This is a genomic window from Gluconobacter cadivus, from assembly GCF_015244745.1.
In the GTDB taxonomy this organism is placed as follows: domain Bacteria; phylum Pseudomonadota; class Alphaproteobacteria; order Acetobacterales; family Acetobacteraceae; genus Gluconobacter; species Gluconobacter cadivus.
Genome location: NZ_JABCQI010000013.1, coordinates 32,127 through 51,470, shown reverse-complemented (window position 1 = coordinate 51,470; position 19,344 = coordinate 32,127). Strand labels below are relative to the sequence as shown.

The 19,344-nt window shown below is 53.8% G+C and carries 26 protein-coding genes and 1 tRNA gene; 15 read left to right on the top strand and 12 right to left on the bottom strand.

Annotated elements, in window-relative coordinates:
* Positions 1-102 precede the first annotated feature (102 nt).
* Positions 103-441, bottom strand: a complete 339-nt coding sequence (locus HKD28_RS15035; RefSeq protein WP_194269025.1) for a hypothetical protein — start codon at positions 439-441, stop codon at positions 103-105.
* Positions 442-710: 269 nt separating this feature from the next.
* Here HKD28_RS15035 and HKD28_RS15030 point away from each other — a divergent pair, with 269 nt between their 5' ends.
* The 3 genes from HKD28_RS15030 (at position 711) to HKD28_RS15020 (ending at position 2,203) form a co-directional block, all read left to right on the top strand.
* Complete coding sequence (locus tag HKD28_RS15030; protein WP_194269024.1) at positions 711-1,229, top strand: hypothetical protein; 519 nt, start codon at positions 711-713, stop codon at positions 1,227-1,229.
* 112 nt (positions 1,230-1,341) lie between these two features.
* Positions 1,342-1,701: a hypothetical protein gene (locus HKD28_RS15025; RefSeq protein WP_194269023.1), complete on the top strand. Its 360-nt coding sequence runs from the start codon at positions 1,342-1,344 to the stop codon at positions 1,699-1,701.
* Between the two features lie 22 nt (positions 1,702-1,723).
* On the top strand, positions 1,724-2,203 hold the full coding sequence (locus tag HKD28_RS15020; RefSeq protein ID WP_194269022.1) for a hypothetical protein: 480 nt from the start codon (positions 1,724-1,726) through the stop codon (positions 2,201-2,203).
* A 32-nt stretch (positions 2,204-2,235) separates the two neighbouring features.
* On the opposite strand, the gene HKD28_RS16080 is transcribed toward HKD28_RS15020, so the two are convergent.
* The 4 genes from HKD28_RS16080 to HKD28_RS15000 are packed head-to-tail and all read right to left on the bottom strand — an operon-like array spanning position 2,236 to position 5,939.
* Positions 2,236-2,562 carry an HNH endonuclease gene (locus HKD28_RS16080; RefSeq protein WP_194269021.1) on the bottom strand — a complete coding sequence of 109 codons (327 nt, stop codon included), beginning with the start codon at positions 2,560-2,562 and terminating at the stop codon, positions 2,236-2,238.
* Complete coding sequence (locus HKD28_RS15010; protein ID WP_194269020.1) at positions 2,555-3,094, bottom strand: hypothetical protein; 540 nt, start codon at positions 3,092-3,094, stop codon at positions 2,555-2,557. The genes HKD28_RS16080 and HKD28_RS15010 overlap by 8 nt, the downstream gene beginning before the upstream one ends.
* A complete protein-coding gene (locus tag HKD28_RS15005; protein ID WP_194269019.1) occupies positions 3,094-5,193 on the bottom strand; it encodes a phage tail tip lysozyme in 2,100 nt (699 codons plus the stop codon). The genes HKD28_RS15010 and HKD28_RS15005 overlap by 1 nt, the downstream gene beginning before the upstream one ends.
* Positions 5,194-5,195: 2 nt before the next feature.
* Positions 5,196-5,939 (bottom strand): DNA circularization N-terminal domain-containing protein, encoded by a 744-nt coding sequence (locus HKD28_RS15000; protein ID WP_268898573.1) that lies wholly within the window; start codon positions 5,937-5,939, stop codon positions 5,196-5,198.
* 117 nt (positions 5,940-6,056) lie between these two features.
* Here HKD28_RS15000 and HKD28_RS14995 point away from each other — a divergent pair, with 117 nt between their 5' ends.
* The 8 genes from HKD28_RS14995 to HKD28_RS14965 all read left to right on the top strand — a co-directional run bounded on the left by HKD28_RS14995 (position 6,057) and on the right by HKD28_RS14965 (position 9,175).
* Positions 6,057-6,494, top strand: coding sequence for an HNH endonuclease signature motif containing protein (locus HKD28_RS14995; RefSeq protein ID WP_194269017.1), 438 nt, complete (start codon positions 6,057-6,059; stop codon positions 6,492-6,494).
* On the top strand, positions 6,491-6,694 hold the full coding sequence (locus HKD28_RS14990; protein WP_194269016.1) for a hypothetical protein: 204 nt from the start codon (positions 6,491-6,493) through the stop codon (positions 6,692-6,694). The genes HKD28_RS14995 and HKD28_RS14990 overlap by 4 nt, the downstream gene beginning before the upstream one ends.
* 630 nt (positions 6,695-7,324) lie before the next feature.
* On the top strand, positions 7,325-7,459 hold the full coding sequence (locus HKD28_RS15975; RefSeq protein WP_268898572.1) for a hypothetical protein: 135 nt from the start codon (positions 7,325-7,327) through the stop codon (positions 7,457-7,459).
* A 2-nt stretch (positions 7,460-7,461) separates the two neighbouring features.
* Complete coding sequence (locus HKD28_RS14985; protein WP_194269015.1) at positions 7,462-7,875, top strand: hypothetical protein; 414 nt, start codon at positions 7,462-7,464, stop codon at positions 7,873-7,875.
* A gap of 95 nt (positions 7,876-7,970) precedes the next feature.
* Positions 7,971-8,330 (top strand): hypothetical protein, encoded by a 360-nt coding sequence (locus tag HKD28_RS14980; protein ID WP_194269014.1) that lies wholly within the window; start codon positions 7,971-7,973, stop codon positions 8,328-8,330.
* The gene (locus HKD28_RS14975; protein ID WP_194269013.1) at positions 8,323-8,595 is read left to right on the top strand and encodes a hypothetical protein; all 273 of its coding nucleotides are present in this window, start codon (positions 8,323-8,325) and stop codon (positions 8,593-8,595) included. The genes HKD28_RS14980 and HKD28_RS14975 overlap by 8 nt, the downstream gene beginning before the upstream one ends.
* Complete coding sequence (locus HKD28_RS14970; RefSeq protein WP_194269012.1) at positions 8,585-9,049, top strand: phage GP46 family protein; 465 nt, start codon at positions 8,585-8,587, stop codon at positions 9,047-9,049. The genes HKD28_RS14975 and HKD28_RS14970 overlap by 11 nt, the downstream gene beginning before the upstream one ends.
* 50 nt (positions 9,050-9,099) lie before the next feature.
* Positions 9,100-9,175 (top strand) — tRNA-Thr (locus tag HKD28_RS14965).
* A 4-nt stretch (positions 9,176-9,179) separates the two neighbouring features.
* Here HKD28_RS14965 and HKD28_RS14960 read toward each other — a convergent pair.
* The 3 genes from HKD28_RS14960 to HKD28_RS14950 all read right to left on the bottom strand — a co-directional run bounded on the left by HKD28_RS14960 (position 9,180) and on the right by HKD28_RS14950 (position 12,063).
* A complete protein-coding gene (locus HKD28_RS14960) occupies positions 9,180-10,451 on the bottom strand; it encodes a site-specific integrase (RefSeq protein ID WP_194269011.1) in 1,272 nt (423 codons plus the stop codon).
* A 245-nt stretch (positions 10,452-10,696) separates the two neighbouring features.
* Positions 10,697-10,867: a hypothetical protein gene (locus HKD28_RS14955; protein WP_194269010.1), complete on the bottom strand. Its 171-nt coding sequence runs from the start codon at positions 10,865-10,867 to the stop codon at positions 10,697-10,699.
* Positions 10,864-12,063 carry an Mrp/NBP35 family ATP-binding protein gene (locus tag HKD28_RS14950; protein ID WP_194269009.1) on the bottom strand — a complete coding sequence of 400 codons (1,200 nt, stop codon included), beginning with the start codon at positions 12,061-12,063 and terminating at the stop codon, positions 10,864-10,866. Before HKD28_RS14950 ends, HKD28_RS14955 begins: the two co-directional genes overlap by 4 nt.
* Before the next feature lie 125 nt (positions 12,064-12,188).
* Here HKD28_RS14950 and HKD28_RS14945 point away from each other — a divergent pair, with 125 nt between their 5' ends.
* The 3 genes from HKD28_RS14945 to HKD28_RS14935 all read left to right on the top strand — a co-directional run bounded on the left by HKD28_RS14945 (position 12,189) and on the right by HKD28_RS14935 (position 16,448).
* The gene (locus HKD28_RS14945; RefSeq protein WP_194269008.1) at positions 12,189-13,751 is read left to right on the top strand and encodes a Do family serine endopeptidase; all 1,563 of its coding nucleotides are present in this window, start codon (positions 12,189-12,191) and stop codon (positions 13,749-13,751) included.
* A 25-nt stretch (positions 13,752-13,776) separates the two neighbouring features.
* Positions 13,777-14,844, top strand: a complete 1,068-nt coding sequence (locus HKD28_RS14940) for an FUSC family protein (RefSeq protein ID WP_194269007.1) — start codon at positions 13,777-13,779, stop codon at positions 14,842-14,844.
* Between the two features lie 146 nt (positions 14,845-14,990).
* Positions 14,991-16,448: a mannitol dehydrogenase family protein gene (locus tag HKD28_RS14935; RefSeq protein WP_194269006.1), complete on the top strand. Its 1,458-nt coding sequence runs from the start codon at positions 14,991-14,993 to the stop codon at positions 16,446-16,448.
* Positions 16,449-16,505: 57 nt separating this feature from the next.
* Here HKD28_RS14935 and HKD28_RS14930 read toward each other — a convergent pair whose 3' ends face one another.
* Together HKD28_RS14930 and HKD28_RS14925 are read right to left on the bottom strand one after the other, a co-directional pair.
* Positions 16,506-16,658 carry a DUF3309 family protein gene (locus HKD28_RS14930; RefSeq protein ID WP_077803360.1) on the bottom strand — a complete coding sequence of 51 codons (153 nt, stop codon included), beginning with the start codon at positions 16,656-16,658 and terminating at the stop codon, positions 16,506-16,508.
* Positions 16,659-16,732: 74 nt separating this feature from the next.
* Positions 16,733-17,563, bottom strand: a complete 831-nt coding sequence (locus HKD28_RS14925; RefSeq protein ID WP_194263170.1) for a TerB family tellurite resistance protein — start codon at positions 17,561-17,563, stop codon at positions 16,733-16,735.
* Positions 17,564-17,733: 170 nt separating this feature from the next.
* Here HKD28_RS14925 and HKD28_RS14920 point away from each other — a divergent pair, with 170 nt between their 5' ends.
* A complete protein-coding gene (locus HKD28_RS14920; RefSeq protein WP_235993554.1) occupies positions 17,734-18,051 on the top strand; it encodes a hypothetical protein in 318 nt (105 codons plus the stop codon).
* Here HKD28_RS14920 and HKD28_RS14915 read toward each other — a convergent pair.
* Positions 18,048-18,278: a ribbon-helix-helix domain-containing protein gene (locus HKD28_RS14915; RefSeq protein ID WP_194269004.1), complete on the bottom strand. Its 231-nt coding sequence runs from the start codon at positions 18,276-18,278 to the stop codon at positions 18,048-18,050. The genes HKD28_RS14920 and HKD28_RS14915 overlap by 4 nt on opposite strands.
* Positions 18,275-19,333 carry a tRNA epoxyqueuosine(34) reductase QueG gene (queG, locus tag HKD28_RS14910; protein ID WP_194269003.1) on the bottom strand — a complete coding sequence of 353 codons (1,059 nt, stop codon included), beginning with the start codon at positions 19,331-19,333 and terminating at the stop codon, positions 18,275-18,277. The genes HKD28_RS14915 and queG overlap by 4 nt, the downstream gene beginning before the upstream one ends.
* Positions 19,334-19,344: the final 11 nt, after the last annotated feature.

Below are 19,344 nucleotides of genomic sequence, written 5' to 3'. Positions count from 1 at the left end.
CGCTACGCTCACGCTCTGCGCTCCGTAAGGCTTGCGGCGCAGCCGCATTAATCGCTCGCGCTGAGCGCAGGTAAACCGGGCCACCCTGAATAATGACTTCGATTATCTCTTTTTGAAGAACCAATCTCGAGGAATAATAGTGACCCAATCTTGGGGTACTCTTTCCATAAGGTCTGGGCCTTCTAGGTACGCCTTAAGGATACTGTAGGAGTTATCCCGCTCATATTCATTCCTGATATATTGGAGGAATTCTATCTGGTAGCATGTTTCAAATTGCTCATTTATCAACTCATCCAGAATTTCATAGTCTTCTCTCCCACTTTCTTTCGCCTTATCTTTGCAATAAGCCAAGGTACCAGCCTTAAGGATATTGTTTAACCTGATGGCCTCTTTGTCGAGTTTCTCCATCATGCGGAGAAGGCTTTCATATTCTTCGCTCATAGACCCTCACAGAAGCCCAAAGGGGCAAGATGGACCTGTCTAGTACGGCCAGCATTTCGAAAGCGTTAAAGCTGGTGTTTCACCAGTCCATATCTGTTTGGGGAGGTAGGCTGGAAACACTATGTCACAAATATATTCTGGATTCGCGGATGGGTTCTGGTCTATATAGCAATCAACGGGCCGCATTTTTGCCTGAGATCGAACCACTGCGCCGACCATAGCGCGTTCGCCTGAACCCATAAGGGCCAGGAATCTCATTAGGCAAATTTATGCACTTCAATCCTAAGCTATTCGACAAAGTTAAGTTCCCATGTCCCGCTGATCGTATCGAGTGGGACAAGCCCTTGCTGCTCCCCACCGAAGATAATAACTTTTTTCATTATCGGGGACGGGTTAACGGGGAACGGTCAGTCTCTATGGCCATCCAATATTGCCCGCGGCTCTTTGCTCGTATGCCCGCTTTTATTAACTGTAGTCTCTACAGTGATGGTGCGGCGGGGATAATGTTCGGCCGGAAGTTCACCCTTAAGCCGGATGGCAAGTTTAGCCTGATGGTGGAGTGGATGGATTTTGTTTTGGAAGATAAGGGAATCACCAAAGCCCGGAAGGGTAAGAGCCTTCAAGGTTTAAAGACCAACAAGTGGCGTCGAGCCGCTAATGTTGATAGTTTCTACAGCGGATCAGTTGCCGAACCGGATTTTATCCGTAATTGCCAGCTTATTGGTATTCCGCCTGCTCCCGAATGGCAAACTCCTGATGAGCAGTTGCTCTACAAGCTGACCTTCTAACAGGAAGCCCTCAGAACGTCATACAGACGGACTGGGGGCTTTTTGCTTAACTTGTATGCGTGAGCAGAGAAGTCCTCTGTACGAGCTTATTCCAGCCCCAATAAATACCCGTATGGATATTATCGTACCAACACTCCGTCTGGATCAGGATGATCTGAAAGCTGCATTGAAAGAATGCGGTAAGGTATTCGTCATGGAAGCACGTTTGCTCCTGAACCAAGGAGGAAGCGATATCCCGCATACGGAGACTGGCTTGCTGGAACGTAAGCTCAAATGGACAGTTAGAACCCGTGGTAGTGTTTTGACATTGGTTGCTAAGGCAGACGTCCGATATGCAACAGCCCTATTCATGGGGAGTAAGAGGGGAGGGCATGTTGTAAAACCCAGACCCCTATTCGATGTCGCAATGGAACGCTGTGAGCCGAGATTCAAAGAGATAATCGCAAAGCATTTGAATATCACAATCGAATGATTTCTGTTTACAAGACGGATAAATGGTGACCTATATTCTCATGAAGGAGAATATCATGTCGTTCAGTTTCCTCGACCAGATCGAGTTTGTTCCTACGAGTGATAAGCCGAAGGGCAAGTCGGTCCGCGAGCAGTTTATCGCAAAGCTAGATGATCAGATTAAGCACTTCGAAGAAGAGGCCAATGGTCGCGAGTATGTCTTTACCCAAGGCGGTAAAGAGCGGACTGTTCGCCCTTGGTTCAGAAGCAAAGACAAAGAAGTTTTTGTTGGCGATTTGCGCTTTGGCGGTATGAAGATCGAACTGCCAGGGCAAAAGCAACAGTCCATCCGGGTTGCAGGTGGCTACGCGGGTATCGTGATGGTTCTCGAAGCCGTCAAGATTGACGCTATGAACGGAGCGTTCGACACTGAACTCGGACGCCTTCATGCCGCTATCAAAGCACGACGCGCACCGGTCGAAGCACCCGCACCCAAGAGACGGCGCGTCATACGTAAGGTTTAATCCCAAGGCGTATGCAATGCAGCCCCGAGCCCCTAGAACCTCTCTACGGGGCTCTCAGGGGCATGTAAGGTCTCCTTAGCTGTCTTGATCCCATGATGGCGACGGCAAAGAGATTGCAGGTTTTCTAGATCGTATTTCCTGTCTGGGGCTTTCTCCAACGGAACAATATGATCGACGTGGATATCCTTGCTGTTAAAGAGACCTTCTTCACGGCACTCCACGCAAAAGGGATTCCTCTTCCGATAGTTAGAAGAGAACTCCCGCCAAGTATTATCGTATTTGGCGGTTCTCTTTTGTGTGTGAGTTCGGTTGTAATGATAGTTCCTCTGCTGGCTGGAAGATTGGATACGATCAGCCATTGTCGATAATCTCAAGCGTGGTGTTCACGAACAGGGGATGAACAACCGTACTGTTGTTTCTCAAAAGTATCTCGTCCGACCTGCTGCCGTCTTGATAAATGTACTGGGCTAGGACCGGCAACGGAATGTCGTCGCTTGGGTCAACATAGAAGCTGACCACCTGCGGCAAGGTCGAGCCACGAGAGCTAATATCGGCCACTATCTTTCCGAAAAGCCTCTGTAGGCGATTGAAGCCATTCGCATCCAAGGTCTTATCTGTCATCTGGGCATTGAACAGCGGTCGGAGTGTGGACAGCAGGCTATTAGCTGAACTCGATGAATCAAATTCCACCTCACTGACTGCCGCTGACATATAGCTCAAGAGCATAATACGGAGACTTGTTGCCGTTGCCTCGTTCGCAGTTGGTACCAATACCCTATTATTCGGGTCATATCCCACTGATGCGAACATAGTTATCATAATGCTTATTCTCTGAACTGGGTCAGGGTATAGGCTTACGATGTTATCAAATACGTTAATGATACTTTCCATTATCTGCCTCCAATACGCGGCTGCGATGTTGATTGTGTTTTAATGTCTTTAATTTTTGGATTAACCGGCAATGTATGCGAATCAATGCGGGCTGACGCCTGACCCTTGTGATCAATAGTCACGCTTAGATTCAAATCACCTGACACATCCGCTTTCGCTGGAGTGTTGCTGTTCGATGCCAACATTGTATTGCTAGGAGCCGGGTTCTTATATTCAGGTAGGGTAGGGGCTTTCCCTGTGAAGTCCTGATATTGAGCTAGGGCCAACTGGGCGTTCTTGGTTCGGTTTGCGTACTCGGAACCAGCCGCACCGTTCTGGATATATTCGGCAGGACGTTCGGTATCGAGGAACCTCTTGCTGGCATCCCCGACATCATTGGACTTGAGGAAGCCTTTGGATTTTTCGGAGGTGCTTTGTTCCCAGATAGAAGCATCCAACTGCTCCTGCCATGTCATCTTATCGAGGCTCTTGCCGAACTGCTTTTCGATGGCTTTCTCGCGTGGTCTTTGTTCCTGCAAGATGCCGTATGCGTGACCATGATCACCTATGGCCTTTTCATTGAAGCCGGACTCTTGCTGGACATTGCCGACCATAACAGCCGCTTGTTCTGGCTTGAGACCTTTCTGTTTCACCAGATAGTCCATCATTTCCATCTTGCGCTCTTGCTGCTCTAGATGGGTGAAACGACTGCTGGAATGAAACTGGTGGTCAATCTTCAACTGCTTCTGACGGTTCTCGATAATTCCGTCTTCGCTGTGATCATGCTTGTATGTCTTGTAGAGTTCGTGGCCAGTGTAACCTGCTGCTAGTCCGGCTATGGCAACGCCTGCTGCTGCGCCACCTATTGCAGCGCCACCTGTTGTTGCTACTGCTCCTCCGACTTCTGCTGCCGTCGTGGTTGATCCTCCGACTTCTGCTGCTGTCGCAGTTGATCCACCGACTTTGAGGGCCTTGGCGGCGTTACCGGCTGTAGTCATAGCAGTAAATGCCTTGGTGATCTTCGCAATATCAGAAACAACCGTAATAGCCCAACTCGTAAAGCTAATAGCCTTTAGGGCAACGAAGATAGTTAAGAGCCCTTCAACTCCCCCGAGCTTGTCGTATAGTTTTTTGGCCTCTTTGAAGAATTTAGCGGTATCATTCGCGACAGTTTTCCAGTCGATATTCCTGATAGCGGTAGCAACGTCATTCGCTACTTCCTTGATATCGTCCATAATCGCATCGACGTTCTTGCCGTCTTTTGACCAGTCAATGAAAGCGTCCAGAAGTGAATCAACCGCAGGGGCTAGGGCTGCCTCCAGTTTGGTAGCGAGAACACCCACACGTCCTCCGGCGATATGAAACTTGTCCGATAGGTCTTCCGCCTGTTTGATAAACGGAGCCATTTCATTGGCGTTGTCTCGTGCGGCCTTCTGCATACGCTCGAAGCGAGCAATATCCTGATCCATAAGGGCAGGGTCCAGACCGGCAGCACTCAAGAGGTTACGACCACCGGCTTGATTGACCACGCCTTGACGTTGAAGTTCCTGAACCTTCTTCATTGCCTGCAACTGCGCGTCTTCGAATTTCATGTTCGGGTTGATACCGAGCATGTTGTCCGCGAACTGCGCTTGTGCGTTCATACCGGACGCGGCCTGAGCCTGCGTGTCCTGATAGTTCTTGAGGCCGCCAATCTGGTCCAATCCGGTCAGTTTGGACATCTGGTTCAGTTTGACTACCTGATCCCCTGCAACGCCTAAGAGAGCAGAAGCGTTACGGATCTCCTGACCCCAGTTGGCAAAGTTCTGTGTGAGTTTGACCACCCCCATGACAGAGCCGAGGCCGACAACTCCCATGAGGGTTTTACCCAATCCCGCGACGGGACCGATGACACTACCTACTGAACCCTTGAGGGAAGAGAAGCCCTTCTTCATGTCCGCCAGGTGTTGTTTCCTAGCCTTCATGGCATCGTCATAGCCGGACAGTTTATTGTACTGGGCTAATTCACGCTGGTACGCCTTCATAGGTGCTTGTGCAGCGCGAAACTCCTTGTTGAGTGTTTTGAGCTTTGCAGTGGCTTCATCCACCAGTTCGATTTTTGTTACGAATGATCCGGCCATGATTAGCCTCCTAGTTCTGCGTTAGCGGCAGCTAGTGAGGTGTTCAGGTTCGCCTTTGCCGTATTAACTGTGGTGATGGTTAGGGATTGTGCGGAATTGAATATCTGCTGATCCGTTGAGCCAGATACCTTGCTAATGACCGTTGATGTCGTCGAGAAAGGGCTCTGTGCATATCGGCCCAGTGTCGAATGGCTCATCACTGAATCAATGCCCGAAACTGCCGCTGTGGTAGCTGCTGTAGTCGCCATACCGACCATGCCATTGAGCAGCCCGTTAGCCGTATCCCCTAGGCCGAAATCAAGATCATCGAGCCCGCCCATTGCTTCTCCGAGCAAATCCCCGGCTGTGTCGATTAGACCTAAAGGCGTCATGGGAACTTGAGGCAAGAGTGTTGCAGCAACGAACTCCATCTCGACTTGGATTGGTCCCTTCTCATTCATCTTCTCTGAGAACTCGGCAAAAATGCAGGCCGCACGGAACATGCCTCTGCTCGGATGGAGCAATTCCCCAGTGCCTTTGGCTCTTAATGCAGCTTCAAGAAGGTCACGGCTCATATAGAGGTTGGAATTGTTTTCAACGAAGCCAGTAAATCGGAACCTCAATGTATTAGTTCCCATGTCTTCGATGTAGGGATTTTCCTGTTGTGGGAACTCATGAACAATAAAGTTTCGGTTCATACCGCTATCAGAGAAGTCTCTGATATGAAATGGCACACCCCTGAATGATCCAATCGGACTGATTGACATATTAATACCTCATAGAAATAACGATCGTATGGGTATTTAGTGCGGTATTTTCGGTCATTCTCATAAATAGAATGCGAATAGATTTGTATAGCTATTCGACATTTAAAGGAGATGGAAATGACTCGCAAAAAACTAACGGTCATTGAAAAGTTCAAACAAAGAACAGTTCGAAATACTGACACGCTTATTATTAACGGACATCATTGCTTGGATTATACAGGCGGATATTCAAACGTCGGATACGGATGGGTTCTCGACGATGATAACGTGATGAAACTAGCCCATCGCAAATCATACGAATTGCATTGTGGTTCGATCCCAGAGGGCATGTTGGTTCTTCATGCGTGTGATCGACGTTCATGTGTAGAGCCTAGCCATTTGAGAGCAGGCACCCAGAAGGACAATGCAGCAGATCGGAAAGCACGTCCGAAAACTATTCTAACTGACATTCAGAGAAACGAGATCAAGTTAGATATGGATAACTACAATGTTATTGCTCGTAAATACAACATCACAAGAAGCGATGTGAAATCAATTAAAGGAATTACAAAATGACAAACGAAGAGATTATTGGCCTGTATGCAACTGGCAGATTGGCGAAGGAACTATTCGTCAATATCCTCAACTTGAAGATTATCCTAGCCAGCATTGATAACGGCGCTGGTATCAGTAGCGAACATATCACTGCCCTAGTTAGCCGCCTGTTTCCAGAACCCGAAGCAAAGGCAGAAGTGAAGGGTAAAGGTAATGGATAAAGAGAAGTTCGATGAATCCTTAAAAGCATTCATTGAGTTTTGCCGTAAGGCAACAGAGGAACTTAAAGGAAAATAATATGGACTCTTATCAAATGCTATGCAGGAAAATAGACCGTCTTATGGAGGAACATGCCGAGTTCGTTTGGAAGAACACTCTTACGGAGAAAGAATTCAATAGTCGTAACAATGACCTTCTAACACGATATGTTCTCTTAAATGAACTGCGTGAGCGATATGAAGAAGACCAGTCCATAGATATCCTATATGAAATACTGCTCATACCTTAATAGGCTTAGGAATATTAAAAGTCAGAGCATATAACACAGATATTCAGAAGGAGAGTTATATGCTTTATCTAGTAGACCATGTGGGTATCTACTTTTTTATTATGATGTGTTTTGTGCTATTCGTCGGTGTTCTTATGGCTAGGATATTCGGTCCGATAATGTTGTTCATGTTTCAACATACATTTTTCATACTCGGAATATTCGTCGCATTGCTCACGGGTGGATATTTTTATATTACTTCATAATAGACAAAATCCGATGCAAAACAGTTGAACCCTATGTCGAAAGGCATAGGGTTTCTTTTTGTCCAATAAATACATGGTAACTTAACATGGAGGTTATCATGGAAACTATCGTAATAACGGCGGTTGTCGTCGAAGTTATTAATATCGCTGCTTTCGGAGCGGCTTATTTCTACCGTAAGAAGATCAAAGCAGGCGTCCAGACTGTAGTGGCTGACGTTAAAGCAGGTGCCTGATTATGGCGGCATTTCTATTACCCTTACTTGAGAAATTCGGGAAATGGATTGTCGTCGTTGGTGTGATTGTCGGCCTCTTTGTATGGGGTCGACATTACCAGTTGGATGATCGCCTCAAACAAACCCAACTGGCTCAAGCTAGTCAGACAATATCCCAGATGAAATCCGACTACGAAAAGTATCAAGAACAACAAACGGTCCTGCTGAAGCAAGAGCAAGCCAGACAGGCCAAAACAATAACCATCGTGAAAAGGATTTCAGATGCGAAAGAGACTAAATCCTGTGCTTCCAGCCCTGCTATCTCTGCCGTGCTTGACGGCCTGCGCGAGTCAAATACCGCAGCAGGCACCACTAACACTTCCGGCAAACATGCTGACCTGTCAGGAAGCCCCAATGGTTCCAGTAAGTCCAAATGACAGGGACTTGGCTTATTTCATGCTCGGATTGAGTAACGCAGGGAATGATTGTCGGGACAAACTACAGGCTATTAAGAATATAGAGGAGCCGAGTAATGAAAAGAGATGATTTAGCACTTGCCTTGGGACAACTGATCCTATGTCAGATGGATCATATCCATGAAGCCAATATGATCAACAATGATATCCTGCGTGATCATTATGAGAAGTATGCAGACCAAGTGAGTTCTAATTTAGTCTCCGACCCTTGGAGATATGTCTGTAACATCCAGAACGAATTAACAGAAGAAATGAAAGTCAATACCGAGAAGGCTTTCTTTGATAATGCAGCATTAGATGAAAAGATTGAGCAGTTGAAGGATGCTTATGACGAGCATCTTTTAACAGGTGATGATCTTCTGATGCTCGTCATCAAATACAAATCGCCTTCGCTGGATGACGAGGCTGATGAGTGACCCGCAACGACTGCGATTGCAGCTTCACCAAAGGCGAACAATCCTACAAGAGAAACGAGACTTCCTCGTCAACTGGATCGAGTTACAGGCCACGTCAAGGATTTATACGAAATACCCTAGAGGTGTTGTTGCTACTGTTGTTGGTAAAGTCGGTAAAACTATCGAAGACTTAGATCGAGATATAGAAAAATACCTGTTTATTTTAGGCCATCACGACTCAGAATTATTGATGGCGTATTTGATGTATTGGAGAAATGATGGCTGATTTGAAGATGATATATGATAACGAGAAACAAAGGGCGGATATAGAACTCGAAAGTCTGCTTGGGACAAACATCACTGTTGATGTCCAGACAGGCCATGACCTCGAAACAGCTTGTATGATTTCACTGATGTCTGATCGCGTTGCTGAATCGGATTGGACACTGACTGTTGATCAGAAGGGATGGTGGGCTGATGCTTACCGCCAGCAACCGATCGGTTCGAGAATATGGCAGCTTGGCGTGATGTCTGTCAGTGACCCAAATGAATATCTCATTCGTGCGAAGGCTTATTGCGAAGAAGCATTGCAATGGCTCGTTGATGACCGAATTGCTGCATCCGTATCAGCAACGGCTTATTTTACGGACACAAGCAAACGGAGTCTCGGTTGCGATATCAAGATCACCAAGGCCAACGGGGTTAGTCAGCAGTTCTCCTATGTATGGAATAACGACTGACTATATTGTCTTGACAGGGGATTCCTTGCTGTATAGGAACGGCCCCGAATGCCGGCGTAGCACAGCTGATAGTGCAGTCGATTTGTAATCGAAAGGTCGGGGGTTTGAATCCCTCCGCCGGCACCATTTCTCAATCCCTTCGCGTGACGTTTTTCCATTCGGGTCGCAGTCGATCCTTGATCATCGACAATCTTACGTCGCTGTAGAACTGCTCGATCATCTTCACGCCAGTTCCCATGTTCATCGCAACATCGTTAATGCTGACGTTCGCAAGAAGCATCTGCGTCGCGTAAAAATGCCTAAAGCTATAGGCAGTCCGCTTCATTCCCCGATAGTCAGTTGCGAGTCCTGTTTGCCGTAGCAGTTCCGAGAGGCCCGAACGGAATGTCGTTTGAATGTTGCCTCGGCTGTTGATGAAGATCGACTCGGAGGGCAGGGGATCGCGTCCCAAAACATTGCATTCGATGATCCACAGCATATCGAGAGCCGATTTCACTTCCGGCATGGCTTCAAGGGGTCTGGACTTGCTCTTGCCGTAAACCTTGAACACGATCTCATGATCGAACTTCGGCGGGCTGTTGGGATCGTATCGGTAGCCCTTGATGTGTTCCCATTTCAGGTGCTTGGCTTCTGTCGGCCTCATTCCCGTGTAGGCCATCAGTTCGATGTAGGCATACAGCCGGGCACGATCTTGCCTAACCCTCGGATGGATATCTGGCTCCTGCATTCTTGCAGCCGCCAGGGCGACAAGCTGTCCGTATTCCTCGGCTGATAAAGATGGTCGGGCATTAGGATCGACCTTAACGGCTTCGACCTCGACAACTTCTTTTGTGGAGCCATGCTTACGAGCCCAATCAAAAAAGGCTCGGATGGCCTGCGACTCGTTGGCTTTGCTTGAGGCGCTAGGCGGTTTTCTCGACCGAGGGCTGATTGGCATGTGAACCACTCGGCCCTGACGTTCATAGGATAGTTGCTTAATGGAGGCGCCGGGGCCTTCTGTCCAATAGGTGTCTCGCCAATGCCAGAAGTGGTCGATCTTGCCCGACGTGATCGTCGCAATGTTCTCGTCTTGAAAATATTCTCGGAGATATCGGTCGATGACCGCGTGATGCCTTTTCCGCTGGGTCTCTTTGATTCGCCCGTTGTCGCATCGCTTCTGTAGGTGTTCTAGGAACTCGTCGCAGTATTGTCCGAACTTCTTTTTCTTTGCGCTCAGTCCGATGCTGTCCCGGTGAATGGCCTCGCCATAAACCATTGGCGCTTTGCGATGGGCTTCACGTTCGTCTTTTGTTCCGAGACTCCTGACGATTTGTCCTTGGCCTTTGATCGAGAAGCGAACGTAGAAGTTGCTGCCCCTCGCAAACACCTGATAGGGCGCTATGCTACGCGCCGTAGTGCTCAACCCCACAATAGGTACTCCCTTTGCACTAGCACTGTGTTAGGCGCTTTTTAGCGCATTGCGCTGCTAAAGTGTTGAAAACACTAGCATTAAGGGCATTATAGCAAGGATTGGTGGTAGTTACAAAACCGCTGCACTACCACTGTGCTAACCCGGCATCGGCAGTGCGGCTTTTTCCATGTTCGGGGCTGTCAGGTCAAGCTCCCGAAAACGATTCTCTGTTCGCGTGCCGGATTTTCGTTTGGATTTTAGTGCGGGATAGGCGTGGTCAGATCGGCGGGCGGCGGCAGATGCTGCGAGTCTTTCGTAAAGCCATAGCCGTCGGAAGAAAGCCCCTGATGCGTCACCGTATGGGAGCAGCCAGCCAGCGTCAGGCCTGCTCCTGTCAGGCAGGCGCCGAGGAAAAGAAGACGGATCATGACGGCTCTTTCGTGCTGTGTTCGGAAGACAGGGAACGGGCCACAGCCTGCGCAAGCCGTGTATAGGCCTGAGCCGCTTCGCTATCGGGTGCAGACAGGATGATCGGAGTCCCGTCATCGCCACTGGCGCGGATATCGGCGAGCAGCGGGATCTCAGCGAGGAACGGGACGCCCATTTTTTCGGCCTCGGCCTTTGCGCCCCCGTGTCCGAACAGCTCCGTTCGGTGGTTGCAGTTCGGGCAGCAGAAATAGGACATGTTCTCGACCACGCCGAGGATCGGGGTTTCCATCCGCTCGAACATGGCCACCCCGCGTCTTGCGTCCAGCAGCGCGATATCCTGCGGCGTAGAGACGATGACCGCACCACCCGTCGCAAGTTTGGGGCCGAGCTTCTGGGCCAGCGTCAGCTGCGCGTCGCCGGTGCCGGGGGGCATGTCGATCACGAGAACGTCGAGTTCCCCCCATTCGACTTCGCCCAGAAACTGCGTCAGCGCGCCCATGACCATCGGACCACGCCAGATCATTGCCTGGTTTTCGTCCACCAGATAGCCGATGGACATGCTCTTCAGGCCCCAGGCTTCGATCGGCAGGATCGTTCCGTCCACGACGTCCGGACGGGTGTTGCGTCCCAGCATCCGGGGGAGGGAGGGGCCATAGATATCCGCATCCAGAAGTCCGGTCTTCAGGCCCTCGCGCGCAAGACCGACCGCAAGATTGACGGCCGTGGTGGATTTGCCGACGCCTCCTTTGCCCGATGCGACGGCAATAACGGCCTTCACGCCCGGCAGCAGCGTCTCGGGAGCATGTCGGCTCGCGGCGTTGCGACGTTTGTCGCCCAGATTGAAGGGATGGTGTCCTCCGCCCTGCGCGGGCGCGTTGGCGGCGGTCGGCGTTGCGGGGCGATGAGATGTGAAGGACAGGGTGGCGCCCGTAATGCCTGGCAGGCTCGCAATCGCGGCTTCGACCCGGGGCCGGAGCGGTTCCACGCGCGAAGCATTGTCCCGTGACGTCGCCAGCGAAACATGGGCGTGGCCATCGCGCACCGAGACGCTTTCGAGGGCTGCGAAGGACAGGACGTTCGAGCCCTGACTGTCCTGCTCGGATTTCAGGATATCAGCGATGCGGGTTTCGGCGCTGCGGGCGTCTGTCCCGGGGGAGGCGGGCGGCATGTCGTTGGGGGGCGTTGTGTCAGTCATGCCGGGCTCTCATCAAGGGAATTATTGTATCGGAAAGAGGCATGAGCCTAACATCAATGGTCTGAAAACGCATCCTGAATGGCGGGATGGTGACGAAGGGCCATGTTCTGCGTTAGCGTGGGGGTATGAAAAACCCGTCTGTCCGTCTTTCTGTTTCCGCTCTGGCGCTGTCCCTTTCCGCAGGTTGGGCGCTGAGCGCGGCTCCAGCGCTGGCTCAGGATGCTGCGCCGGTTGCAGGCCAGCCGTCTTCCGTACCGACTCCTGCGCCACGTTCGGTGCCGTCGAGCTTTGCGGATCTTGCAAACAGGCTTCTGCCGTCGGTCGTCAACGTCTCGACCTCCGCTGTGCTCAAGCCTGCGAAGACGGATGATAAAGGCCCCGATTCCAGCGATCCGGACGGCCCGCAGGTGCCCCCGTTCCAGCAGGGCTCACCGCTGGAAAAATTCTTTCATGATTACCTGAAACATAAACCGGCCCCGAACCATCCGCCGCGTCGTCAGCAGGCGCTGGGTTCGGGCTTCATCATTGATGCATCCGGTATCATCGTGACGAACAACCACGTGATTGAAGGGGCAGATCAGGTCAGCGTCACGCTTCAGGACGGGACCGAAATGCCGGCGCGGATCGTGGGAAGAGACAGTCAGGTCGATCTGGCCGTGCTGGAGGTCAAGCCCAAGCGTCCGCTTCCGACCGTCCCGCTGGGCCGGAGCGACAAAGCGCGGATTGGGGACTGGGTTCTGGCGATCGGCAACCCGTTCGGGCTGAACGGAACCGTGACGGCAGGCATCATTTCTTCGCGCGGACGAAACGTCGAACACGGTCTGTATGACGACTATATCCAGACCGATGCCGCTATCAATCGTGGTAATTCCGGCGGTCCGCTGTTCAACCTGTCCGGTGAGGTTATCGGTATCAACACGCTGATTTATGGCGGCTCGGGCGGCGATTCCATCGGGATTGGTTTTGCCATTCCGGCGGATGATGCGCGGGGGATCATCGACCAGCTTCGGCGCACCGGGCATGTCTCGCGCGGCTGGATGGGGCTGAAATTCCAGGATGTGACGAACGACATTGCCGAGACGCTCGATTTCCGCAAGCCGGACGGCTCCAACGGCAAGGGAACGCTGATTTCGGAAATCGATCCGAAAGGCCCGGCTGCAAAAGCGGGTCTTGAGGTTGGCGACATCATCACCCGCGTCAACGATCAGGACGTGACCGGCCAGACCATGCCGCGCATCATTGCCTCCATTCTGCCGGGGACGCAGGCGCAGTTGACGGTCTGGCACAAGGGTGCACTCAAAACGCTGCCGATCACGCTCGCGCAGTCCCCCACGCCGCCGGATATGCCGCCATCAGACACGCACCAGCCTGAACACCGCCATGCGGCTCTGGGTGAACTGGGGGTAACGGTCAGTGCGATCGACGCGGACGCACGCACGCAATATGCGCTGTCTGACGACCAGCGCGGCGTTCTCGTCTCGCGGGTCGAGGCGGGTAGCCCCGCCGCCTCGCGCGGGATTGTGGAAGGCAACGTGATTACGCAGGTCGGACAGGACCAGATCAACACCCCGGACGATTTCGCCAAGGCCGTGCAGGGTCTGCACGAGCGCAAGAAGACGGAAGCCCTGCTGCTGGTGCAGGACGACGATGGGCTGCGCTGGGTTCCGGTGCCCTTTCTGGGGAACTGATTTTCACCTGAACTGAAATGTGAGCATGAATGTTCTGATACGTCTGGGCCGGGCCTGGCTGCCTGCGCCGCCCCGGAACAGCAGTTGGCGCGAAGTCATGCGTCCCGCAATACGCCAGACCATCCGGGTTCTGGTGTCGGTGGTCGTGGCGTGGATCGTCGGATCGCTCATGCATCTGCAGGAAACGATCTGGGCGCTGGTTACGGCCCTGATCGTGACGCAGTCCCGCATCAGCCAGACCATGGCCACGGCCCGGGACCAGATCAGTGGAACGGTGATCGGGGCGCTGGCGGGCGGGTGCGCGGTCGTGCTGGAAATTACGACGGGTCTGCGCTGGGTTCCGTTCTGGATCATGCTGACGCCGCTGGTGTTCCTGACGGCCATTCAGCCGACGCTGCGTTTCGCCTGCATCACGCTGATGATCGTATATCTGTTTCCCAGTCAGGGCAGCCCGTTTTTGCCGCTGGTCACGCGGCTTCTGGCCATTGTCATGGGCGTGGCGGTGTCGATCGTCGTATCATTCCTCATTCTGCACAGCAGTGCGCGCAAGCAGGCATTCCATACCGCCGCCCGTCTGTTACGGCGCATGGACCAGCTTCTTAAAAGTGCGCTCGACCAGAATACGGGATGGACGGCCATCGAGCAGCAGAACGATGACTGTGTGGCCCTGCTGATGGAGCTTGAGGATGCCGTCACCGAAGCGCGGCGCGAGCGGCTGAAGGAACTGGAACAACGTGATCCAGTTCTGGCCGCTCTGCCCCGGCTCATGCGGCGCCTGCTGAATGATACGATGCTGGTCGCGCGGGCCATTGCGACGGGGCGCGCGGCGGGAAATACCGGTCTGATGCCGTTGTACAAGGGGCTGAGCCATGCGCTCCGGGCGCTGGCACATAGTTGTGAAGAACAACTGACCGCGAAAAACAGCCGGCATCCGCGACAGGCGCAGGATGAAGAAATTCTTCATCTCCTACCACGTCTGGAAGAACAGACCCGGCCGGAGATGCGCTTTGTGATGTCCCTTTTCCGGGAAGATCTGGAAAGAGCTGTCGGCGTGGTCATGCGCGAAGATGTGAGTGGCATGAAAGGGCTCTGACGCCTTTTTCCCAGATCTTTGCGGCGGACGGCTCCGGGGGCTGTTGAAACCGTTATTCGGCTTTTGCGTTGTTCGGAGGCTATGATGGCACATGCCCGGCCTTGTCGGTCCCCGTCAGCGACCGGCCCGAAACCACGGAGAAGTCCATGATTACGCGCGAAACCCTCAAATCTCTTCCTGCCAATGTCCAGGCGCCCCCTTACGACATTGACGGTGTGAAACCGGGGATCGTGCATTTTGGTGTGGGTAACTTTTTCCGGGCGCATGAAGCGTTTTATGTGGAGCAGATTCTCGAACACGCGCCTGACTGGGCGATTATCGGCGTTGGTCTGACGGGCAGTGACCGCTCAAAGAAAAAGGCCGAGGAATTCAAAAAACAGGACTGCTTGTATTCCCTGACCGAGACGGCACCTTCCGGCAAAAGCACGGTGCGCGTCATGGGGGCGCTGCGCGATTATCTTCTCGCCCCGGCAGATCCTGAAGCCGTGCTGAAGCATCTGGCCGACCCTGCCATCCGCATCGTGTCCATGACGATCACGGAAGGTGGCTACAACATCAACGAGACAACAGGTGCGTTCGATCTGGAAAATACAGCGGTGAAAGCCGATCTGCAGAACCCGGAAAAGCCGTCCACGGTCTTCGGTTATGTCGTCGAGGCTCTGCGTCGTCGCCGGGATGCCGGACACAAGGCGTTTACGGTCATGTCCTGCGACAACCTGCGCCATAATGGCAATGTCGCCCGCAAGGCTTTCCTCGGCTATGCGAAAGCGCGTGATCCGGAACTGGCGAAATGGATTGAGGAGAATGCGACCTTCCCGAACGGAATGGTCGATCGTATCACCCCGACTGTTTCGGCTGCCATTGCGAAGAAACTGAACACGGCCAGTGGGCTGGATGACGACCTGCCGCTGGTGGCCGAGGATTTCCACCAGTGGGTTCTGGAAGACCAGTTCGCAGATGGCCGTCCGCCGCTTGAAAAAGCCGGTGTGCAGATGGTCCGGGACGTGACGGATTGGGAGCACGTCAAAATCCGTATGCTCAATGCCGGGCACGTCACGCTCTGTTTCCCGGGCATTCTGGTCGGTTATGAGAATGTGGATGACGCCATCGAAGACGGCGAACTTCTCGGCAATCTGAAGAACTATCTCAACAAGGATGTCATCCCGACCCTGAAGGCGCCGTCAGGCATGACGCTTGAAGGCTATCGGGACAGCGTCATCAGCCGTTTCTCCAACAAGGCGATGTCGGACCAGACGCTCCGGATTGCCAGCGATGGCTGTTCCAAGGTTCAGGTGTTCTGGACGGAAACCGTGCGCCGGGCGATCGAAGGCAAGCGGGATCTGTCGCGCATTGCGTTCGGAATTGCGTCCTATCTCGAAATGCTGCGTGGACGGGACGAGAAGGGCGGGACGTATGAATCGTCCGAGCCGACTTATGGCGAAGCCGAATGGAAGCTTGCCAAGGCTGACGATTTCGAGAGTTCTTTGAAGCTTCCGGCATTTGACGGATGGCGCGATCTGGACACGTCCGAACTGGATCAGAAGGTCATCGCGCTGCGGAAGATCATTCGCGAAAAGGGTGTGAAGGCCGCCATTCCGGCCTGAAGACTCCTTTCGGGTCTAAAAAACCGCGCTCTGTGAGGAGCGCGGTTTTTTTTATGCTCAGATCTGTCCCATAAGGACAAGAATCACGACAATGACCACGATCAGGCCAAGGCCGCTGGACGGGTAGTAGCCCCATTTTGAGCTGTACGGCCATGACGGCAGCGCACCGATCAGCAGGAGAATCAGGATTACAAGAAGGATCAGTCCCATGGCACATCTCTCTTGCCGGTTGAGACTGCTTTACGCGCGTTAGTGAATAAAAGTTTCCGCAATATTGCGAAAGATCAAAGCTGCCGGTCGCGCTTGATGCGGTCCCAGGCGGCATTGATGCGGGCAACCTTGTCCTGCGCGCGGCGGCGCTCTGCTTCGGACATGGGTTTTTGCGCCAGAACGTCCGGATGGTGTTCGCGGATTAGAGTCCGCCAGCGGACACGCACTTCGGTATCGGTGGCGGTACGCGTGATGCCGAGAATGCGATAGGCGTCCGGTTCGTTCGAACTGGCAGCGCGGCTGTTGCCACTTTCCGCCCGATCCCACGCCCCTGCGGGGAGGCCGAAGGCGCGGTGGACACGCTGGAGAAAGTCGACTTCCTTAGGGTGCAGCTTGCGGTCTGGTCCGGCATCGGCTCGGGCAATGCGGAACAGGGCCGTCATGAGGTTTTCAAGCGGCGCCGTGTTGTCGGCATAGGCCGCGCCCATTTCGCGGGCATACATCTCGAAGTCGTCCGTCCGGTCGCGGGCGCGATCGAACAGCATGCCGACTTCCTTGACGTTGTCGGAAGGGAACTGGAAGCAGGTCTTGAAAGCGTTGATTTCGTGACGGTTGACCGGGCCGTCGATCTTGGCAAGCTTTGCACACAGCGCAACAAGCCCGATCGCGTAAAGCTGATCCCGCTTGCCCAGCGCTGCCGCAATCTTGGCCGCTCCAAAAAAGGCTGCGCTGTTGGGGTCAGGCCGACCATTTGCCGGGAAACGCTCGCTCCATCCTCCCGTCGAGGGTTTGAGCAGGGAGCCGCTATCGGCGGCATGTCCCAAGGCCGCGCCCATCAGCGCTCCGAAAGGACCACCAACCGCGAAACCCGCGACACCACCGAACATCTTGCCCCAGATAGCCATGAGTTCAGCCTAGCACGCCCATCCTCGGCGGCAAATGACAGATCGTACAGCCGCACGTCACGCGGTCTGAAAGCTTTTGCGTGAGGCGTGCTATGAAAGCGGAATGACGAACCCGGCCCCTCTTCAGGCTTTGTGGTGCTAGGGTTTCAGACTGTTTGACGGATATTTTCATGACTTCTTCGCTGCCCCCTCGTACTGACGATGAACTGATGGAGCTTCTGATCCGCCGGCTGCCCGAGAAGTTGCAGACGGTGCTGAACTGGCTGCGGGAACCGTCGCATAAATGGGTACGGATTCCGGCGGGCGTGCTGTTCATGCTGGGGGGCGTCCTGTCGATCCTGCCGGTTCTCGGATTGTGGATGCTGCCGGTTGGCATCATGCTCCTGTCACAGGATATTGCGCTGTTCCGCCGTTTGCAGGGCCGCGTCCTGCGTTGGGTCGAACGCAAGCACCCCGACTGGCTGGGGCTGCCAGCCGACAACACCTAGCCTGAGGTTTCAATCCGCTTTTGCAGGTGCAGAAGTGCGGCAACCCGAAGCGCAGACGCCAGCGGACGTTCGGGCGGCCGTGTTGCATCCAGCGAGGCGACGAGTGAGGCAAAGCTCTGTTGGCGCGTTGTGGCGATTATGTCCAGAACCGTCCAGAATTCGGGTTCGAGTGCCACGGACGTCCGATGGCCGGACAGGGACAGACTGCGTTTGACGAGATCGCTCATGCCGGATGTTCCTCAAGACGGGTGATGGCCCAGTGCGCTGTTTCGGAAATATCCGGGTCCGGGTCTGCCAGCAGGTCCCGCGCCGCGGGGAGGAGCGACGGATCGGCGGAGTTACCGATGGCGATCAGCACATTGCGTACAAACCGGTTGCGCCCGATCCGCTTGATGGGCGAGCCGGAAAAGAATGTCCGGAAGGTCGCATCATCCAGCCGGACCAGCTCATCAAGTTTCGGCGCCACCAGTTCGGGGCGGGCCTGAAGTTTGATATGCCGCGCGCTCTCGGCAAAGCGGTTCCACGGACAGACGGACAGGCAATCGTCGCAGCCATAGATGTGGTTGCCGATTTTCGGACGCAGTTCGTGCGGGATTGGGCCTTTGTGCTCGATCGTCAGATACGAAATGCAGCGGCGCGCATCCATCCGGTAGGGCGCCGTAAAGGCGTCGGTCGGGCAGGCGGTCAGGCAGCGCGTGCAGGAGCCGCAGCTTCCACCTTTGGGTGCGGAGGGCGCGAGTTCCAGCGTGGTGTAGATTTCGCCCAGAAGCAGCCAGGACCCATGCTCCCGCGAGACGAGGCAGGTGTGCTTTCCCGTCCAGCCGAGTTGCGCCTTCTCCGCCAGTGCGCGCTCAGAAACCGGCGCGGTATCGACGAACACCTTCACCTGCGTCTCCGGTCCGCCCAGCTTCACCACATACTGCGCCAGATGTTTGAGCATGCCCTTGATGACATCGTGATAGTCGCGGTTCCGGGCATAGACGGAAATATTGCCGCATTCGGGATCGGTCGTCGGGCCTTCCGCCGGGGCGTAGGACAGGCCCAGCGAAATCACGCTCCGCACTTCGGGCCACAGCGCCTGAGGATGGGCGCGTTCTTCGATGCGCGTCTCCATCCACTCCATCGTTCCGTGATGGCCCTGAGCGACGAATTCCCGCAGACCCTGCGCGACTTCGGGGCCAAGTTCGGCCTTGCAGAACCCGACCGCATCAAAACCCAGATGGCGCGCATGGTCCGCAATCCGGGTTTCGAGCCCTGTGTCGGCTTTTTGGGACGTGCGCATGGAAGGGAAGG

What these genes read in the sequence shown, in the direction of transcription:
- HKD28_RS15035 (WP_194269025.1), bottom strand. Translation starts at nt 441, where the DNA reads ATGAGCGAAGAATATGAAAGCCTTCTCCGCATGATGGAGAAACTCGAC.
- HKD28_RS15030 (WP_194269024.1), top strand. Translation starts at nt 711, where the DNA reads ATGCACTTCAATCCTAAGCTATTCGACAAAGTTAAGTTCCCATGTCCC.
- HKD28_RS15025 (WP_194269023.1), top strand. Translation starts at nt 1,342, where the DNA reads ATGGATATTATCGTACCAACACTCCGTCTGGATCAGGATGATCTGAAA.
- HKD28_RS15020 (WP_194269022.1), top strand. Translation starts at nt 1,724, where the DNA reads ATGGTGACCTATATTCTCATGAAGGAGAATATCATGTCGTTCAGTTTC.
- HKD28_RS16080 (WP_194269021.1), bottom strand. Translation starts at nt 2,562, where the DNA reads ATGGCTGATCGTATCCAATCTTCCAGCCAGCAGAGGAACTATCATTAC.
- HKD28_RS15010 (WP_194269020.1), bottom strand. Translation starts at nt 3,094, where the DNA reads ATGGAAAGTATCATTAACGTATTTGATAACATCGTAAGCCTATACCCT.
- HKD28_RS15005 (WP_194269019.1), bottom strand. Translation starts at nt 5,193, where the DNA reads ATGGCCGGATCATTCGTAACAAAAATCGAACTGGTGGATGAAGCCACT.
- HKD28_RS15000 (WP_268898573.1), bottom strand. Translation starts at nt 5,939, where the DNA reads ATGTCAATCAGTCCGATTGGATCATTCAGGGGTGTGCCATTTCATATC.
- HKD28_RS14995 (WP_194269017.1), top strand. Translation starts at nt 6,057, where the DNA reads ATGACTCGCAAAAAACTAACGGTCATTGAAAAGTTCAAACAAAGAACA.
- HKD28_RS14990 (WP_194269016.1), top strand. Translation starts at nt 6,491, where the DNA reads ATGACAAACGAAGAGATTATTGGCCTGTATGCAACTGGCAGATTGGCG.
- HKD28_RS15975 (WP_268898572.1), top strand. Translation starts at nt 7,325, where the DNA reads ATGGAAACTATCGTAATAACGGCGGTTGTCGTCGAAGTTATTAATATC.
- HKD28_RS14985 (WP_194269015.1), top strand. Translation starts at nt 7,462, where the DNA reads ATGGCGGCATTTCTATTACCCTTACTTGAGAAATTCGGGAAATGGATT.
- HKD28_RS14980 (WP_194269014.1), top strand. Translation starts at nt 7,971, where the DNA reads ATGAAAAGAGATGATTTAGCACTTGCCTTGGGACAACTGATCCTATGT.
- HKD28_RS14975 (WP_194269013.1), top strand. Translation starts at nt 8,323, where the DNA reads ATGAGTGACCCGCAACGACTGCGATTGCAGCTTCACCAAAGGCGAACA.
- HKD28_RS14970 (WP_194269012.1), top strand. Translation starts at nt 8,585, where the DNA reads ATGATGGCTGATTTGAAGATGATATATGATAACGAGAAACAAAGGGCG.
- HKD28_RS14955 (WP_194269010.1), bottom strand. Translation starts at nt 10,867, where the DNA reads ATGATCCGTCTTCTTTTCCTCGGCGCCTGCCTGACAGGAGCAGGCCTG.
- HKD28_RS14950 (WP_194269009.1), bottom strand. Translation starts at nt 12,063, where the DNA reads ATGACTGACACAACGCCCCCCAACGACATGCCGCCCGCCTCCCCCGGG.
- HKD28_RS14945 (WP_194269008.1), top strand. Translation starts at nt 12,189, where the DNA reads ATGAAAAACCCGTCTGTCCGTCTTTCTGTTTCCGCTCTGGCGCTGTCC.
- HKD28_RS14940 (WP_194269007.1), top strand. Translation starts at nt 13,777, where the DNA reads ATGAATGTTCTGATACGTCTGGGCCGGGCCTGGCTGCCTGCGCCGCCC.
- HKD28_RS14935 (WP_194269006.1), top strand. Translation starts at nt 14,991, where the DNA reads ATGATTACGCGCGAAACCCTCAAATCTCTTCCTGCCAATGTCCAGGCG.
- HKD28_RS14930 (WP_077803360.1), bottom strand. Translation starts at nt 16,658, where the DNA reads ATGGGACTGATCCTTCTTGTAATCCTGATTCTCCTGCTGATCGGTGCG.
- HKD28_RS14925 (WP_194263170.1), bottom strand. Translation starts at nt 17,563, where the DNA reads ATGGCTATCTGGGGCAAGATGTTCGGTGGTGTCGCGGGTTTCGCGGTT.
- HKD28_RS14920 (WP_235993554.1), top strand. Translation starts at nt 17,734, where the DNA reads ATGACTTCTTCGCTGCCCCCTCGTACTGACGATGAACTGATGGAGCTT.
- HKD28_RS14915 (WP_194269004.1), bottom strand. Translation starts at nt 18,278, where the DNA reads ATGAGCGATCTCGTCAAACGCAGTCTGTCCCTGTCCGGCCATCGGACG.
- queG (WP_194269003.1), bottom strand. Translation starts at nt 19,333, where the DNA reads ATGCGCACGTCCCAAAAAGCCGACACAGGGCTCGAAACCCGGATTGCG.